Annotated in this window: 15 protein-coding genes; all 15 read right to left on the reverse strand. The window is 54.1% G+C overall.

The genetic code is table 11. From position 1 onward, the window contains the following. Positions 1-7: 7 nt before the first annotated feature. A complete protein-coding gene (locus P1S59_10605; GenBank protein MDF1526702.1) occupies positions 8-439 on the reverse strand; it encodes an Rrf2 family transcriptional regulator in 432 nt (143 codons plus the stop codon). Next, positions 436-1,209, reverse strand: coding sequence for a serine O-acetyltransferase (gene cysE, locus P1S59_10610; GenBank protein ID MDF1526703.1), 774 nt, complete (start codon positions 1,207-1,209; stop codon positions 436-438). The genes P1S59_10605 and cysE overlap by 4 nt, the downstream gene beginning before the upstream one ends. Positions 1,210-1,363: 154 nt before the next feature. After that, positions 1,364-1,792, reverse strand: a complete 429-nt coding sequence (locus tag P1S59_10615) for a helix-hairpin-helix domain-containing protein (protein MDF1526704.1) — start codon at positions 1,790-1,792, stop codon at positions 1,364-1,366. A gap of 283 nt (positions 1,793-2,075) precedes the next feature. Then, positions 2,076-3,212: an acetoin utilization protein AcuC gene (locus P1S59_10620; GenBank protein MDF1526705.1), complete on the reverse strand. Its 1,137-nt coding sequence runs from the start codon at positions 3,210-3,212 to the stop codon at positions 2,076-2,078. A gap of 17 nt (positions 3,213-3,229) precedes the next feature. Further along, positions 3,230-3,544: a sensor histidine kinase gene (locus tag P1S59_10625; GenBank protein ID MDF1526706.1), complete on the reverse strand. Its 315-nt coding sequence runs from the start codon at positions 3,542-3,544 to the stop codon at positions 3,230-3,232. Next, the gene (locus P1S59_10630; protein ID MDF1526707.1) at positions 3,541-4,218 is read right to left on the reverse strand and encodes a DUF3365 domain-containing protein; all 678 of its coding nucleotides are present in this window, start codon (positions 4,216-4,218) and stop codon (positions 3,541-3,543) included. Before P1S59_10630 ends, P1S59_10625 begins: the two co-directional genes overlap by 4 nt. 189 nt (positions 4,219-4,407) lie before the next feature. Further along, positions 4,408-5,613, reverse strand: a complete 1,206-nt coding sequence (gene nrfD / locus P1S59_10635) for a polysulfide reductase NrfD (protein MDF1526708.1) — start codon at positions 5,611-5,613, stop codon at positions 4,408-4,410. Continuing rightward, the gene (locus P1S59_10640; protein ID MDF1526709.1) at positions 5,613-6,452 is read right to left on the reverse strand and encodes a 4Fe-4S dicluster domain-containing protein; all 840 of its coding nucleotides are present in this window, start codon (positions 6,450-6,452) and stop codon (positions 5,613-5,615) included. The genes nrfD (P1S59_10635) and P1S59_10640 overlap by 1 nt, the downstream gene beginning before the upstream one ends. 2 nt (positions 6,453-6,454) lie before the next feature. Then, positions 6,455-6,967: a hypothetical protein gene (locus tag P1S59_10645; GenBank protein MDF1526710.1), complete on the reverse strand. Its 513-nt coding sequence runs from the start codon at positions 6,965-6,967 to the stop codon at positions 6,455-6,457. A 101-nt stretch (positions 6,968-7,068) separates the two neighbouring features. Beyond that, positions 7,069-7,626, reverse strand: a complete 558-nt coding sequence (locus tag P1S59_10650; GenBank protein MDF1526711.1) for a hypothetical protein — start codon at positions 7,624-7,626, stop codon at positions 7,069-7,071. 311 nt (positions 7,627-7,937) lie between these two features. Next, positions 7,938-9,239, reverse strand: coding sequence for a polysulfide reductase NrfD (gene nrfD / locus P1S59_10655; GenBank protein MDF1526712.1), 1,302 nt, complete (start codon positions 9,237-9,239; stop codon positions 7,938-7,940). 480 nt (positions 9,240-9,719) lie between these two features. After that, positions 9,720-11,114 carry an IS1182 family transposase gene (locus P1S59_10660; protein ID MDF1526713.1) on the reverse strand — a complete coding sequence of 465 codons (1,395 nt, stop codon included), beginning with the start codon at positions 11,112-11,114 and terminating at the stop codon, positions 9,720-9,722. A gap of 66 nt (positions 11,115-11,180) precedes the next feature. Further along, entirely contained in the window at positions 11,181-12,113 is a 933-nt protein-coding gene (locus P1S59_10665) for a 4Fe-4S dicluster domain-containing protein (protein ID MDF1526714.1), read from the reverse strand. Positions 12,114-12,125: 12 nt separating this feature from the next. Then, positions 12,126-12,689, reverse strand: coding sequence for a hypothetical protein (locus P1S59_10670; GenBank protein MDF1526715.1), 564 nt, complete (start codon positions 12,687-12,689; stop codon positions 12,126-12,128). Between the two features lie 487 nt (positions 12,690-13,176). Beyond that, positions 13,177-14,967 (reverse strand): hypothetical protein, encoded by a 1,791-nt coding sequence (locus tag P1S59_10675; protein MDF1526716.1) that lies wholly within the window; start codon positions 14,965-14,967, stop codon positions 13,177-13,179. Positions 14,968-15,396: the final 429 nt, after the last annotated feature.

A 15,396-nucleotide genomic window follows, 5' to 3' on the forward strand; every position in this document is an offset into this window, starting at 1 on the left:
GCTTGCCTCACTTTTCAGGGGATACTTCACCCTTGAGTAAATCCGCAAGGGTGATGGAATTGAGGTAATCGTGGAAACTTGCAGAAAGTTTTTCCCACAGCAGGTGGGTTGTACAACCTGGATACCGCTGACAACTTTCCCCATCATTGTGATCTTCTGTACACAGAAAAAGCTTCTCCTGCCCTTCAACAGCCTGGATCACTTCTCCCATCAAGATCTGCGCAGGGCTTTTGGACAGAATATATCCGCCACCGGGACCTTTTCTTCCACGAACCACCTCAAACTTCTTGAGACGGTTGAAAAGCTGCTCCAGGTAGGCGTGGGAGATCCCTTCCCTCTGGGAAATGTCAGATAGTCGCACCGGCCGACCATCAACGGAATTTTGTGCCAGATCCAGGAGAGCCCGGACAGTATAGCTTGAACGGGTTGTTATTTTCATTTGGATACCTCCTCGGTAGTCCCTTCTTTCTTGGCGTCTCCCCGCACTGCATCCTCGATAGTTTTTCGAACGATGGTATCGAGCCTGCACCGCAGCGTTTCGAACTCCTCCTCGTCCTCACCGTTCTTTCCACTCTCGCTCAGGGCATTGATGCGCTTGTGCATGAACTGCAGGTGTTCCATCATACAGTTAAAAGCCTTTGCTACCGGGTCCGGCATAACCTGGTGATCGAGGTCATATTCATCGACCTTCTTGCCCTCTTTAATGACAATACGGCCCGGGATCCCCACCACCGTGGAGTTGGGCGGGACAGCCTTGACCACAACGGAATTGGATCCGATACGACTGTTCTCCCCCACCTCGAAGGGCCCGAGGACCTTGGCCCCCGCCCCAACCACCACGTTGTCCCTGAGAGTCGGGTGCCTCTTTTCCTTCTTGAGGCTCACTCCTCCAAGAGTAACCCCCTGGTAAAGTGTCACATTTTGACCTATCTCTGTGGTCTCTCCGATGACAACGCCCATCCCATGGTCGATGAACAAACCCTTTCCCACTTTGACCGCGGGGTGGATCTCGATCCCCGTTAATACCCGCGAGATATGAGCGATAAAGCGGGCTAGAGACTTGAAATCGGCTCCCCACACTTTGTGGGCAATACGGTGGAAAAACAGAGCATGGAACCCTGGATAACTGAGAATGACATCCAGGGAGCTACGGCACGCGGGGTCCCTTTCCTTAACAGCTGCTATGTCTGATCTGATGTTTTTAAACATGATTTCAATTCCCGACTCGAGTGATTGGTTATTGGCAAATTTAACTTGTCTTACGTATCTTGTCAACTAATTGAAACCACAAATAAGAATTCAGAATTGAGAATTCAGCATTAAAACCATTAACTGATGGAAGTTTCTAAATAATCCTCAATCCTCAGTTCAGCGCCAATTCCTTTTCAAGCGCTGATAGCTTCCCCGGCCCCACACCGGGTACCAGGTCCAGATCAGACAGGGAGTTCAGGTATCCCCTGTTTTGAACAAATCTCTGTATCTTCACCGCCAGGGAGGGTCCAATACCGCTTATGCGCTGCAGATCCTCCGGTTCGCACTGATACAGGTCCATGGGGATGCTCCACACCCAACGCTCCCGCTGGGTCATAGGCCTGATCCGCCAGCCAGCCGAACCATTATAAAGAACCCCTGCCCTGGGCGCACAAAAACCGGAACCGAGGGTATCCGGTACCAGACCCATCTCCGAAACAACCGCATATATGCTTGTTCCCTGTGGAAAAACTACCAGGGCTTTGCCTTTCAAAGCCGTAGAATCTACGAGGCAGCCTTCCGGCGGCCATATCTCCTGCATTTGTCCCGGATCTGGATAAATGGTCCTTGTCAGGCAGGCTTTTACCTGCCCCGCGGTGAAAATGAGGAGAAAAAGGAAGAGGGTGTATCTGGCCTGACGCGGGGACCATTGCATGGCTGGATAGGTGCAAGATCGTTGCCAGAGGGGCACGACTGAGCAACTTGGCGAGTCAACAGCGTGTTTGCCTTAAAACGGATTGAACGCGCCCCGAGTCGAACAGTTTCTACGCCCTGCGCGCTGCTGTTCTACCGGCTCCCGGCTCCTGGGTACTGGCTCCTGTTTCCTAAATGATCCCCTTTTCTCTCAAGAACTTCAACGTATGCTCCAGGTGCCTCAACGGTTCCGTCTGATCCGGTGTCGAACCCGGTTCCGGGTCCCTGAGCGTCATTTGCCTGATCCCGCTGGCTCCGTACCTGGCCCGCTCTTTCAGATAAGCCTCCGGAAGCTCGTCCGGGGCCTTTTGGCCGGTGAGAATACCCCACGCCAGCGTCCAGGCCCTGGCCACAGTATCCATTTCGTACCCACCGCCGCCCGTGGCCATAATGGGGCCGCTGTAAAGTTCCCGGACCCTGCCAAGTGCATGAATAAGGGACCTGGTACTAAATAAAAGATGGGCCAACGGATCCCTTGTCATGTTATCAACACCCAGCTGCATAACAATACAGTCTGGTGAAAAGGAAGACAGGACAGAGGGAAAAACTCTTTCGAACGCCTCGATAAAGGTGGAATCGCCAGAGCCTGGCTCAAGGGGAACGTTCACACTGAAACCGTAACCTTCTCCCTCTCCCATTTCATTAACATGACCGGTACCCGGAAAAAGATGCTCCGGCGACTCGTGTATGGAAACGGTTATAACCCTGTCTGAACCGTAAAACGCTTCCTGAACCCCGTCTCCGTGGTGAGCGTCCAGATCCAGATAGAGGATCCTTTGTCCCTGGTTCACCTGTTCGGATATAGCGACAGCGATATCGTTAACGTAGCAGAACCCTGCCGCTTTTGCGTGATGGGCGTGATGGAACCCTCCTCCGGTGTGGAAGGCGACCCCTGACCTTCCGGCCATAACTTCCCTCAGTGCCATGATGGTCCCGCCGCACACAAGGTAGCTCCAGTCTCTGACACCCGCGAATATGGGGTTGTCACCAAAACCAAGGCCCCAGGTGAGGGAATCCGGAAAATTCTCCCCGCTGTTGGCCATGTCCAGGGCGTCCAGGTAGGCATTTGAGTGCACGCGCAGGAGGTCTCCGCGGGCAGCTTCCACGGGCTCTGTCAGCTTCAGCCCCGGACCGGCCAGAAGACCGCAGGCACCCATCAGGATGTGTGTGAGGTATAGCCTCGTTGGCCGGAGAGGATGGTCCGGACCGTAACTGAACGTTCGGTACAAGGGGGAATAAACAAGAAGCCCCCCGGAAGCTGTACTCATAGGTCAGTTTCCCTCAATCACTCAACCGGCGGCTCAACCAGGCCTTCGGCCCCATGGTAGGGCCGGCAAAAGACGGTCCAGGACGTGCCGGAGGTCCTGTCCAGGGTGATCTCACCGCCGAGCTGCGCGACCATGGTGTGGACAAGCTTGAGCCCGAGTGATGACGAGGTTTCGGGATCAAACCCTTCCGGCAGGCCGATACCGTTGTCCGAAACGGATAATATATATTGTCCGCCTTCCCCCTCGCTGAAAGACACCGCCACCTCACCGGTACCACCTTTCCGGTCCTCCGGGAAAGCATATTTAATGGCGTTGGTAACAAGTTCGCTCACCAGGTGAAAATGTGCCAGAACCAGATGCCTCTCGCCGATGCCGCCACGGCCTCGCGGAACGGCTCCACGGGAATGGAAACGCTCAACCCCCCGCGTATCTGACCGGCTTCGTAACCGTGGCGTTCGTGGCATTTGAGGCATGCTTCCTCGGTGATGAGCGGACGCATGAACCTCATGTATTCCCCGTCATCCATTTCACGGATACCGTAGTATTCCTCGTCTCCGGAGACCATCGTCTCAAGGGCCTCCCTTTCCCATTCATCGGGAGCGTTCCCGGGACGGATCGGCCGCAGGCTGGTAAGGTGTCCCCTGGATCCTGTTCTTGAAAGCTCGATCTCGTGAACCTGCCGGTTCATGTATGCCGGGTTCAGCATGGTCAGCTTCCTGCCGTCCTTCGTCTCGATGTCACGCTCGACGACATCTTCCAGATACCGGTTGGGCACGGCATAGACACTGACGGGAACGTACACACCTCCATGTCTGGAATTCCACATCCGATACACGACGTCTTTTTCAAGGGCAGTCCTGGCAGCTGCCCTGGCGTTGTTTTTTACCGCAATTGCCTGGCTCCGCAGGTTCCAGCTCACCGACACGGCAGCGCTCACTGTCCATATCAGGGCAACGGTGATCGCGAACTTGAAATAAGGTCTCGGCTTGAAATAATTTGTTTTCATTTGATTCAGGGGGCGAAAAAAGGTCAACCATCGTCTCAATACACCACTTTAAAATAGCATGATTCGCAACGATCCATACAAAAAAAATGGGAACCCTTTTTCTGTAGTGGGTGCGCTCTGCCGGGCGCACCAAAAAAAAGCCCCGCCATTGAGGCGGGGCCCTGGTAGAGCTGTTTGAACAAACTGAACCTACTCGGATGTGGTTGTCGCGCCTTCCTGCAGTTTTCGAGTCTGTTCCTCGGAATATCTGAACATGGGAAGCAGCCATTCAGCGACGAAAATAATTACGAAGGGCACGAGCATGATCCCGATGGCAGCCATGATCCCCTCCTTGCCGAACAACTCCGGCTTGTACGCCTCTCGCAGGCCGGAAAGCGACTTGGAGATCATCTGGCCGCCGATGACAACGTTCCAGCGCATGGCGAAGACCTGGATAAGGAGGAGGGTCGCCGCCGTAAAGGACAGGGTGTTGGCGACCTTGTCCCCCATGTTCTCCCTGAGCAGAACGATGATCATGAGCAGGATGAACGGTATGAGGACGCCAACGATCATCTGGAGACCCAGGAAGGAGAAAGACAGGGGCCCGGCCAGGAGCTGACCGATGATCTCCCACTCCTCGGCCTTCTCGTAGGCCAGGGTCACCAGTTCCAGAAGCTCGAGGGACGCTGTGATCATCAGGAACATCCACAGCCAGCCGCACATGGTGTCGATACAGGCCCTGTCGATGACCAGCCCCTTGAGCTTCATGGCCACCTGGTACATGACGATGAGGGCCGCGATCCCGGATACAACCGCCGAGAAGATGAATATGATGGGCATGAGGGGCGTCGACCACCAGGGGTTGGACTTAAGCGCGCCGAAGAGGAAACCGACATAACCGTGCAGGAGGAACGCCCCCGGTATGCCGATGGCCGCGAGGAACTTGACCATCTTTGCGTCGATAGCCTGGGCTTTTTCCGATGTATCGTAGACTCCCAGGGCAAGCAGCTTGTATATGGTCTGTTTCAGTCCCCTCGATCGCCTGGCGTAGGTGATGATGTCCTTGCGGAAAACGAGCCACACCTCAACTAAAAGGATCACCATGTAGCCGCTGTAAAAGTACCCGAACCCGGCCATGGCCGAGGTGGGGTTCGGCGTGATCATGACGTTGATGCCTCTGAGGGGGTGCCCCAGATGAAGAAGAAGGGGCCATGTCGCCACCAGGAGGAACGCCAGGGAAGCCATGAGGGCAAAACGTGACACCGGTTTTAACGCCTCTATATCGAAAACGTGATAGAGGGAGGACACGACAAAGGCGCCTGCTACAAGCCCCGTAATATAAGGGTACAGTACGATCATTAACGACCAGTGAATGTGGAGGTCGTTGGGAAATACAAAACCGATAGTCTCCAACATCACCTGACCTCCTTGTCCAGCCCTATATAGTAGCACTTGGGTTTGGTGAGCAGCTGCGGCTGGAGGACGCCGATCCTCACCTCATCGATGAGGTGCCTGACAGGGTCGTAACGATCCTTGATGTCTCCAAACATCCTGGTCCCTGTGGGACATGCCTGGACACAGGCCGGCTTAAGACCCCTGGACGTCCTGTGGTAACACCACGTGCACTTGTCGGCGGTGTGAGTCAGAGGATTGATGAAGCGGCTCGCGTAGGGACAGGCCTGGACGCAGTAGCTGCAGCCCATGCAGCGCATTCCGTCCACGAGGATCAGACCGTCCGGCGTTTTGTAGGATGCGCCGAAGGGACAGACCTGAACACAGGGCGTTTCATCGCAATGGTTGCACATCTTGGGTACGAAATATGCTTTAAAAACGCCCTCGACCCCAGCGGTCGTGGCGGGGAAACCGTAGAGCCCGCCATCGGGAGAGTCGATCCTGGCATGCTCCTCCTCGCCCTTCTGGTACCGCTCCACCCAGGTCCTGTAGAACCCGGTGGGAACATCATTTTCCATCTTGCAGGCCCGCACACAGGAACCGCAGCCGATACACTTATGCAGGTTGATAATGTAGGAATAATAATGCTCGTAGGGGTTGTAGCCCGTACGTTCCCGTTCAGGCTGCACCTTGGTCGAGGCCAACGCCTGCTTGATCTTCACCGGCAGGACTGCTGTCAAGACCGACGACAAGGCTCCCAGGACGGAAACGCCCATAGCGGCTCTGAGAAAACTTCGTCTGCTCACATCTTTCATGCCGGCTCCTCTTTCCCGAATTGCTCTCTTCTCTTTAATGGGCCCCATCGCTACATCTCCGGATCATGGGGGTCGTGGCACTCGAGGCATACATCGGGACCCAACTTCATGTCCCTTTCCTCAAGATGCTCGACCACGACGATGGTCGTGTAATCATCCGGCTTGGCCAGCTGGTAGTCGTGGCACTTGATGCAAAGCTCCTGTGCCGAGTGGATCTCCATCTCCGCTGTCCATTCGTAGTTTGAAGGATCCTCGAGGAACTTATCGATGCTGTCATATTCCACATGCGTCCTCAGGGCGGCATGGCACGTCTCACAATTGATCACCCTGTGGGGCGTCTCGACGATGGCCTCAACCTTTTCCTCATGGCAAAAACCGCATGATTCCATACCGTTCCCGTGCCTGGGGACGCGTATGTTCATCTGTTCCTGGAGGTTGTCGCCCCGGAAGTAACCGTACTTGCCGAAGCTGTCGGGCACGAGGAACCCTCTGCCCAGCAGGTATACCGCGGCAACAATGACCAGGATGAGTATGGCGCGCCACAGATGTTTGGTGTGCTCCATTTTTTCACCTTCCGTTCGGGTTCAAAAAAGGAAAGGGAAAACCACGCTTTTCACTTTCCGAGGAGCAAAAAGCCGATAACGGACTTTTTGCGACCCTGTCATTAAGGCCTGAAGCTATTATCGCGCTCTGTTTTATCTTCACTGTTATCATTCAACTTCGGTTTATCATCGAGCTTGTCAAACCCGAAAAGCCATGGAATGAACTTTTTGCCCCCGAATCGCCCGGGGTCTCTTTCAGGAGACGGGTCCTCTTCGAGGCGCTCACCTGAGAAAAGCCAGCCCGGAAGACCATGCTCACCAAACCTTCCACGTGCCCCCGATACGTCAGACACCTCAACCAGCTCATCCGGAGAAACGAGCCATCCGGTAAATCCCCCCTTGCCAAATAGGGAACCCTTTTCGGAAACCTGTGCCTCTTCCTGGAGGTCGTCCGCGGAAAGGAGCCACTTGAGGAATCCACCATCACCGAACCGGCTCACCCTGCCGACATCAGCGACAGGTTCCTCCGGCAGCTGCTCCGATGACATAAGCCAGGCAGGAAAAGTCTTGTCACCTGTGCGTGAGCGCCTTTTGCGGAGGGGGGGCTCCGTCTCAAGCCTGTCGGGAGCGATGATCCACTTCACAAGCTTAAGTAAGTTAACGGGGTTAAACCAGCTCAAGGATACAGCTCTCCCATCTCTGATTGTGAATATCTCCCAAAAAGCCTCCCCGGACCGGGATAACCCTCTATACCACTTTCATCACTGACGTCAAGAGACTTTTTCCAAGGGTATCATCATTATAGCTTTCACAAGGGTAAATCAAAATAATACCCTTATTTTAATGGACGTTACAGTTTTACCCTGATTTCGATTTGTGAAGTTAATAACAAGCTGAAATTCCACCGGCATCCTCTGCCGGCACACACCGCTCCGCGTACAGGCCGGCGACCTTCCGGGTTCACCTCACGCCTCCGGGAGACCGATTCCGGTCAACCGCCTTGACCTTGAACTGCAATGCCCGCGGCCTGATCCGGGAGGGCGGCGCCTTCCTGTCCGGACACCTCCCTCGCAGGAACCGTCGTCCCCTCCGAGAACCTCAATGTACCCGTGTATATGGGTATGGCCACCTTCAGCATGAGAGTGTAAAAGAGCGCTCCGAAGGCCCAGACACCCAGCGTAATGAGGATCTCGTGGTTGGTAGGGGAATATTCGTAGATCTCTCCCAGAGCTCCCGGGATAAACCCCGGTATGACAAGACCCATCCCTTTTTCGATATAAACACCCAGGATAACGAGGCTGCACGCCAGGTTCAGGGTCACGGGGTTCTCCCTGGCGCGGGTGGAAAGAAAAAGAGCGAACGCTATGAGGTTGAAGATGAGGGCCGCCCAAAGCCACGGCACAAGGCGATTATGCCCATGAAGGCCGAAATACATGTACTGCAGGGGAGCCATGTGTATGGTTCCGGAGTAGAACTCCTTGAACACTTCCGCCCCGAAAAGGAACAGGTTGAAACCCATGGCGTAGGCGATGAGTTCGGCGATCTTTTTTAAGGCACGGTCCTCGATCTCAAGGGGGGAGATCTTCCGGATGATCTGGAACAGGATGATCATTATGGCGGGTCCGGAGCAGAAGGCCGATGCCAGGAATCGCGGCGCCAGGATAGAAGCGTTCCAGAAGGGCCTTGCGGGCAGCCCGTTGTAAAGAAAAGCGGTCACTGTGTGGATGCTCACCGCCCACGGAATGGACAGGATGACGAGGGGTTTGACCACGGCCATGCTGTAGTCCTTGTTGTGGGCGATGCAGTACATCACGTACAGGACGACCGCGAGGTTTATGAAAAGGTAACCGTTAAGTACCAGGACATCCCAGGCCAAGAGGGAGGCCGGGAAGTTCATGGCCCCGATAAAGGGCAGGATGTGCCACACCCTGTCCGGCCTACCGATATCCACCATGATAAAAATGACGCACATGGAAATGGCCGTGATGGCGAGCATCTCGCCGAAAAGCACGATCTCCTTGATCGGTTTGAAGTTATAGATATAGGCGGGGATGACCAGCAGGACCGCCGCGGCGGCCACACCGACGAGGAAGGTAAAGTTGGAAAGGTAGAATCCCCACGAAACCTGATCCCGCATGGCCGTTACGATAAGTCCGTCCTTTAGCTGGATCACGTAGGTCCCGAAACCGAGCAGGATCCAGAACCCGAGAAAAGCGACCCAGAGAAAGTAGTTCCTCGAACCGGTGAAAACCTGCTTGAACGCGATAAAAAAGTGTTTAATCAGATCCAGCATGGCCAACTCCTGACTTTGACAGGGTCGCAAAAAGTCCGTTATCGGCTTTTTGCTCCTCGGAAAGGGAAAAGCGTGGTTTCCCCTTTCCTCACGGAGACTGCTTAAATATCACCAAAGTCTGTGCGGGACTTTGGTTCAACGGGAACCGAAAAGCGTGGTTTTCGGTTCCCTCACGGATCAATGACTTATATCGACAGTCATTGATCCGGGCGCCTCTCCCAGGCGCGGCTGTTCACTGATACGGGCGCCCCCTCGGGGCGCGTTGACAGGGTCGCAAAAAGTCCGTTATCGGCTTTTTGCTCCTCTGGAAAATTACATCAGGAAATCCGCAACAGCTTTTCAGCGGATTTCTAGCAGCGTGTCGGAAAACCTCCGACTCGCTGCCAGGGAATTTTTCGGAAGATCTTTTTAACGTTTTTACTGCTAAATATTTCTATCCAATGGGTAAATCACTGTGGTGATTTACCCATTATCCTTTTTTCAAGCTATTCGTGGTTTCCATTTACCGTATCTGAACAATTTCAGCAGGTTGTGGGTCAAACACACCAGGTCCCATTCGTCCTGACAATGGTCCAATCCACGGAAACTGAACCGGCGGAATCCACGAGCCTCTTTGATCTGGCCAAACACCGGTTCCACAATATGTTTGCGCTTGGCGTAAATAAACCGGCTTTTGACTGTTTGCAGTTTCCTGGTCATTCGCTGGGTCGTCGTCAAATTCTTCGGGATGCGGCCCCGAGGGGAAGCAGGCAACGGATCTGAGTGCTTTTGTTTGGTCGTAGCGATATAGCCGTCGATCTTCTCTGATTCCAATAGCTCAATGTTCACACCACTCGAATAACCGGAGTCAGCGCTCAAATGTTTGGGTTTTACTCCTCCGGTGTTGCTTTTAAGCTTCTCCAGACCAGGCGCTAACTGCTCCTTGTCGTTCGTCTCAACAGTTACATTAGACGCCACAATTATCTGGGTCCTCTCATCTACCGCCGCCTGGCAGTTGTAGCCCTGGACAAAAAAACGGCCCCCTTCCACCGGCATGAGCCGTGACTCGGGATCCGTAAAGTTACGCTGTTTCTTCGGATTAACATGACCCGTCTCCCCCGATGGAGCGGCAGGGGGACGGCCTTTCGGACCAGACTTGTCATCGTAGGCCTTCCTCTTTATCTCGTATTCTTCCTGTTTCATCGCTGCCTCGGCAAGCGCCTCTTCCTCCAAAGCCCTCTTCGCTTCCTCGATCTTCCTCAACCGCGACTCCTTGAAACGAAGATCCTCAGGCAGTTCGTCACCACGTTTGCCCTTACCGTAAATACCGTCATCCTCATTATCAGCTTTCTCGGCGGCAGCCAAAAGACCAGCCACCTCTTTCTTAAGGTCAGCAGCCCTCTTCTCCATGCGGCCATAGCTCATCGCTTTGCGCTTGGACGCGTTGCCCTTCATCTTCGTGCCGTCCAACGAAACATGACCCAGCTTCACCAGACCCGCCTTCTGACAGAGACGAAGAACCTCAACAAATAAACCGCTAAGAGCTTTTAAATGACGCTTCCGGAAATCCGCCATCGTGTCATGGTCCGGATGACGGTTACCAGCGATAACCCGAAAGGGCACAGAATGATACGTCGCCTGTTCGATCTTGCGAGAGGAAATAACCCCTTTACAGTATCCGTAAAGAAGTAAACTCACCATCATAGGAGGATCGTAAGCAGGTTGACCTCCGGCAGTACCGTCATAAGACGCGTAAATCCCATCAAGATTCAGAGAATTTACAACGTCCATGATGAAGTAAGCCAAGTCATCCTCCTCCAACCAATCCTTAATGTCTGGAGGTAGTAAAAACAACTGCTCAGGATCGTAACTCTTGAATTTCGCTCGCTTTTTCATGAAAGCAGTATAACATGTCCCTAAAAATTTTAGCCAGGAGTCTGTGGAGGGTTCTCCGACAGACTCCTAGGTAGCGAAAAAGTAATAGAACTTCGGGAGAGTATTAACTTCCTCTTTAAGTCTGAAGACCCGCTTGTTCTCAATGCAGTAACGTATCTCACTTTCCGGATCCAGGAGGTTCCCGAACTTTCTCGCTCCCACGGGACAGATCTCCACGCAGGCCGGGTACTGCCCCGGATCTTTCCTCGTCCTCTGAATACAAAAGGTGCATTTTTCCACAACACCTGAGTAACGCGGACGGTTCCCAAGGTAGTGTGTCCGGGTATTGATCTCTTCCGGGGGAAGGCCCGGCCTGGCCCAGTTAAAGTGCCGGGCACCATAGGGACAAGCTGCCATACAGTAACGGCAGCCGATGCACCAGTTATAGTCCACAACGACGATACCGTCGTCCTCCGACCACGTCGCCTGGGTGGGGCAAGCCTTGACACAGGGTGGATTTTCGCACTGCTGGCACTGTGTCGGCATGTAGAAATATCCCGGTTCCGGTACTTTTGACGGGTTGTAATACTTGTCGGCGTTCTCAAGATCGCTGATCCACTTGTCGCCCTTTTTAAACTGCAGCACCGTGATCCAGTGGATCTGGGGATCTCTCGACTGGTTGTTCTCCTCGACACAGGCGTACACGCAGCGGCGGCAGCCGATGCACCGGGAGATATCAAGGCCGTACCCGAACAGGACCCCCGGAAGGGGCCTGGTGGCCGAGATCTCGATCTCCTTGCCGTACTCCCGGGCATATTCCTTTTCAAGGCGGCTTACGATCTTCTCCAGGTCCCGGGCGTTTAATTCCTGAAAATGCTTCTGGAAAAAAGCTTCCCACACAGAAGCCCTGGCATCCGCAGCCGGGAGAGCGACAGCGGCAGCGGCCAGCGCCGCCCCTTTCAGGAGGCTGCGTCTGGAAACCTTTTTCTCGCTAACAGGCTTTTTAGGCTGTTTTTTCATAATAGATAGCCTCTATTTGATATTCTTGGGTTTTATCGGCGGCGGAAGAGGAGCAAGGGGTTTGAAGCGGGGCTGATGGGGGTTGTGGCAATGGACACAAAGCCTGTAGGTCTTTTTCCCGTTCCACTCGCCTGTGCGCCGGCCGTGGATCCCCGCCTTCCAGTCCCGGAAAATGGTCCCGTGACACTGGCCGCACAGGTAATAGGACTGTTCAAAACTAACAAGGCGGCCGCTTGCCAGCCGAAGGACATCCCGGTCATCAGGGTTGTGGCAGTCCAGACACCAGCGTTCCTCCTCGTTGTGGTTGATAATCCTGATCTCCTCGTGCATATCTTCGAGCACCCGCCGCTGGGGGTTGGTTTCCTGGTCCTCGTGGCAGTCCGAGCACGGGAAGATGTCCTCCGAGAAAGGCGGAGGCGGCACGAAGAATTCAGGTATCCCAGGTTCACCGCTGCCTGCGCCGGCTTCGGTCCTCCAGATGGCCTCACCGGATGCAGGGGATTCTCCCGGTGCCGCAGCCGGTAAAAGGGCTATGACAAGGCAGACAGCAAAAGCGGATGTGAGGATTTTTCTCATGTTCACGACCTCCACCGGGATCTTGACCGGGATATGGTCCATTACGAATTAATGACGTTCCAGGTTCCTGTAGGAAGCTTCACCAGATCACCAGGGAAGTTTACCCGAAAACCCTGATCAAAGTAAAGAATCGGCCCGTTGACAGAATCGGCCCGGTCATTTCCTTTATAAGTCATTGATCTGTAAGGAAAGGGAAAACCACGCTTTTCCCTTTCCGAGGAGCAAAAAGCCGATAACGGACTTTTTGCGACCCTGTCAAAGTTGATGGCTTCGCAAAAAGTCATCAACGCGCCCCGAGGGGGGCGCCCGGATCAATGACTGTCATTATAAGTCATTGATCCGTGAGGAAAGGGGAAACCACGCTTTTCCCTTTCCGAGGAGCAAAAAGCCGATAACGGACTTTTTGCGACCCTGTCAAAGTCTTTCTATCCCCGGAATCACGATATTCAAATCAATGGCGATTCCGGGGGGGTCTATTTCTACTGTTTTAATCAACAACCTCATTTTTTCCCGGACGCGGCCACTTCCCGAGCACCCAGGACCCGATGGCAGCCGCCAGGACAAACGACAGGACGCTCAGGACTACCGGAAGGCCCTTTACCTTGAAAAGATCGTAAAGAAAAACCTTTCCCCCACCCATTATAGTGACCAGGACAGCAATCCATTTCACCTCGGCGTTCCTCGTGAACCTCGCGGCCAAAAAGAGGGTCAGAGCTCCAATATTGATAATGATGGTCTCGCCTGCCTGAAAGGCTCCCAACGTCTCTGGAAGAAGGGCGAAAAGGACGGCCCTGAAAAGCAAAAAACCCGCACCAACAGAAACCATCAGAGGAACTACTCCGCTTATATCTCTGGTGTCGAATCGGGCGAAATAAGCCGAACCACCTGGCGGTACGGACTTTCTGAGCAGTTTATAATGGAAAAATGCCACCAAAGAGATAATGCCCATGCTGATTATCGTGGTGAGCGTGCTATCACCAGCAGGCACCACAAGAAGGAGAAGAAAGGAAGCCCCGAGGACAGTGGCCTGAAGGAAATAGGATATTACACGCACGCCGGCACTGGACCATCTTGATGACAGCCAGGCCAGGCTCAGGGCACCCCAGGATAGGATCGCGAGTGCCAGGACAGACTCTCCCGAAACATCCCTGAAGGAGAGAGCCAGCAGCAGCGTTGCGGGAAAAGCGAAGGTGGTCGTTCCTCGTGACTGTGTACCTGCCCGACTGCCCTTGATAGCCGCAAGTCCAAGTAGACCGGTGGCAACCCCTACGCCCACCATACCAAGCAACTTGACGTTGGCCCCGGAAGCCTGGACTACCATGAGACTGGCAAGGTAGGCCCACGCTGCTGTCAGGCTTGGCAGGATATGGTCAAACGGTTTTTTCGTTTCGGAGACGTTCCTCCAGATAGCCAGAACCGGATAGCCGATATAAAAACACACATAGAAGGCGATGACGCCATAGAACCAGCCGGGACCGCCAAGGAGAGCGCCAATTCCACGTCCGGTTCCGGACAGGAGGGTAAAGCGCAGTTTATAACCCCAGAGTAATACGACGACTGCGGTAATAAAAAACGTTACGATGCGGAGCCACCCTGCTTTGGAAAGGTTCGCTGCCGTAAACGCCATTATGTTCACGGTAATGAGAAAAAGGGTCAGAGCTGGGAAGTTGGTATCCGGAAAGCCCATGGAAACACCAGCTAACAGGACCGCCATGGTCCCTGCGTTCACCGGGATGGCCACCTTGAACTGACGGCTGATAACCGCCATGCCGCCTCCCGCTACTGCCAGAAGCAGGTAGGCCGGCAGGGTGGAGATAGACCCGAAGCTGGCGTGGGTCTCAAGAACGACAGCGGCCAGAAGCAGTGCTCCGCTGATACTCAATATGGGAGCAAAGGAGCTTTTCCTGCGGTACATGAACCACCCCACTCCCTCGAGGAAGGTGGCGTAGCCGATACCCAGCGTGGTACCGACCTTCATGCCAAGCGTCCCGCTGTCGGTAAGGGTCCGCAGTACCAGGGCCAGCAGCAGGACGAGGCTGATAACGGCGCCGCGGGACATCAGGGCGGCAGCACCCCCCACGGACCAGGGTGACACTTTTTCCGATTCCATCACCGTCCGCGCCGGGGCTTCCCTTACCGATGGTATCTGAACGCCTTGAGGCTTCTGAACAGATCGCTCAAGCTTTTCGACCCTCTGGGCCAGGGAGCGTACCTCGGAGGTCAACTGATGGATCGTGTCCTTCAGAGCATCCGGCAGATCATCGTGGGAACCTGGCAACGCTCTTCTCCTTGAAAATAGTTACCGATCATTTCTCCAGTCAGGGACTCAACAACTAGAATAGATCGCCTTTTTACATGATTTCCTTGTGAAATGATAGCAACAGCGGCGAAAAACTGTGATTGGTGATTTGTGATTCGTGATTCGCAGAGGAAGGCTTAAAACTGGTTAAAGGCACCTTTGCTATTACGGTGCGTATTCCGGTGCAACCTGAACACCGATTCCGTTCCAAACTGAACACCTGTTCCATTCCAAACTGAACAGTCATTCCAGCGCAAACTGAACACCGATTCCGGTGGCAAACTGAACACTTTTCGGGTTGCCACCGGAATGGGTGAACCATTGGGGTCAGGGCGTGAATTTCACAATATCCCTGTCAACCTTAAGCCTATCATATCCCCTCAATAGCATTTGGCAAGGGTCTTGCTA

The sequence above is a fragment of the bacterium genome, from assembly GCA_029210965.1.
In the GTDB taxonomy this organism is placed as follows: Bacteria; BMS3Abin14; BMS3Abin14; order BMS3Abin14; family BMS3Abin14; genus JALHUC01.

What these genes read in the sequence shown, in the direction of transcription:
- P1S59_10605 (MDF1526702.1), bottom strand. Translation starts at nt 439, where the DNA reads ATGAAAATAACAACCCGTTCAAGCTATACTGTCCGGGCTCTCCTGGAT.
- cysE (MDF1526703.1), bottom strand. Translation starts at nt 1,209, where the DNA reads ATGTTTAAAAACATCAGATCAGACATAGCAGCTGTTAAGGAAAGGGAC.
- P1S59_10615 (MDF1526704.1), bottom strand. Translation starts at nt 1,792, where the DNA reads ATGCAGGAGATATGGCCGCCGGAAGGCTGCCTCGTAGATTCTACGGCT.
- P1S59_10620 (MDF1526705.1), bottom strand. Translation starts at nt 3,212, where the DNA reads ATGAGTACAGCTTCCGGGGGGCTTCTTGTTTATTCCCCCTTGTACCGA.
- P1S59_10630 (MDF1526707.1), bottom strand. Translation starts at nt 4,218, where the DNA reads ATGAAAACAAATTATTTCAAGCCGAGACCTTATTTCAAGTTCGCGATC.
- nrfD (MDF1526708.1), bottom strand. Translation starts at nt 5,613, where the DNA reads ATGTTGGAGACTATCGGTTTTGTATTTCCCAACGACCTCCACATTCAC.
- P1S59_10640 (MDF1526709.1), bottom strand. Translation starts at nt 6,452, where the DNA reads ATGGGGCCCATTAAAGAGAAGAGAGCAATTCGGGAAAGAGGAGCCGGC.
- P1S59_10645 (MDF1526710.1), bottom strand. Translation starts at nt 6,967, where the DNA reads ATGGAGCACACCAAACATCTGTGGCGCGCCATACTCATCCTGGTCATT.
- nrfD (MDF1526712.1), bottom strand. Translation starts at nt 9,239, where the DNA reads ATGCTGGATCTGATTAAACACTTTTTTATCGCGTTCAAGCAGGTTTTC.
- P1S59_10660 (MDF1526713.1), bottom strand. Translation starts at nt 11,114, where the DNA reads ATGAAAAAGCGAGCGAAATTCAAGAGTTACGATCCTGAGCAGTTGTTT.
- P1S59_10665 (MDF1526714.1), bottom strand. Translation starts at nt 12,113, where the DNA reads ATGAAAAAACAGCCTAAAAAGCCTGTTAGCGAGAAAAAGGTTTCCAGA.
- P1S59_10670 (MDF1526715.1), bottom strand. Translation starts at nt 12,689, where the DNA reads ATGAGAAAAATCCTCACATCCGCTTTTGCTGTCTGCCTTGTCATAGCC.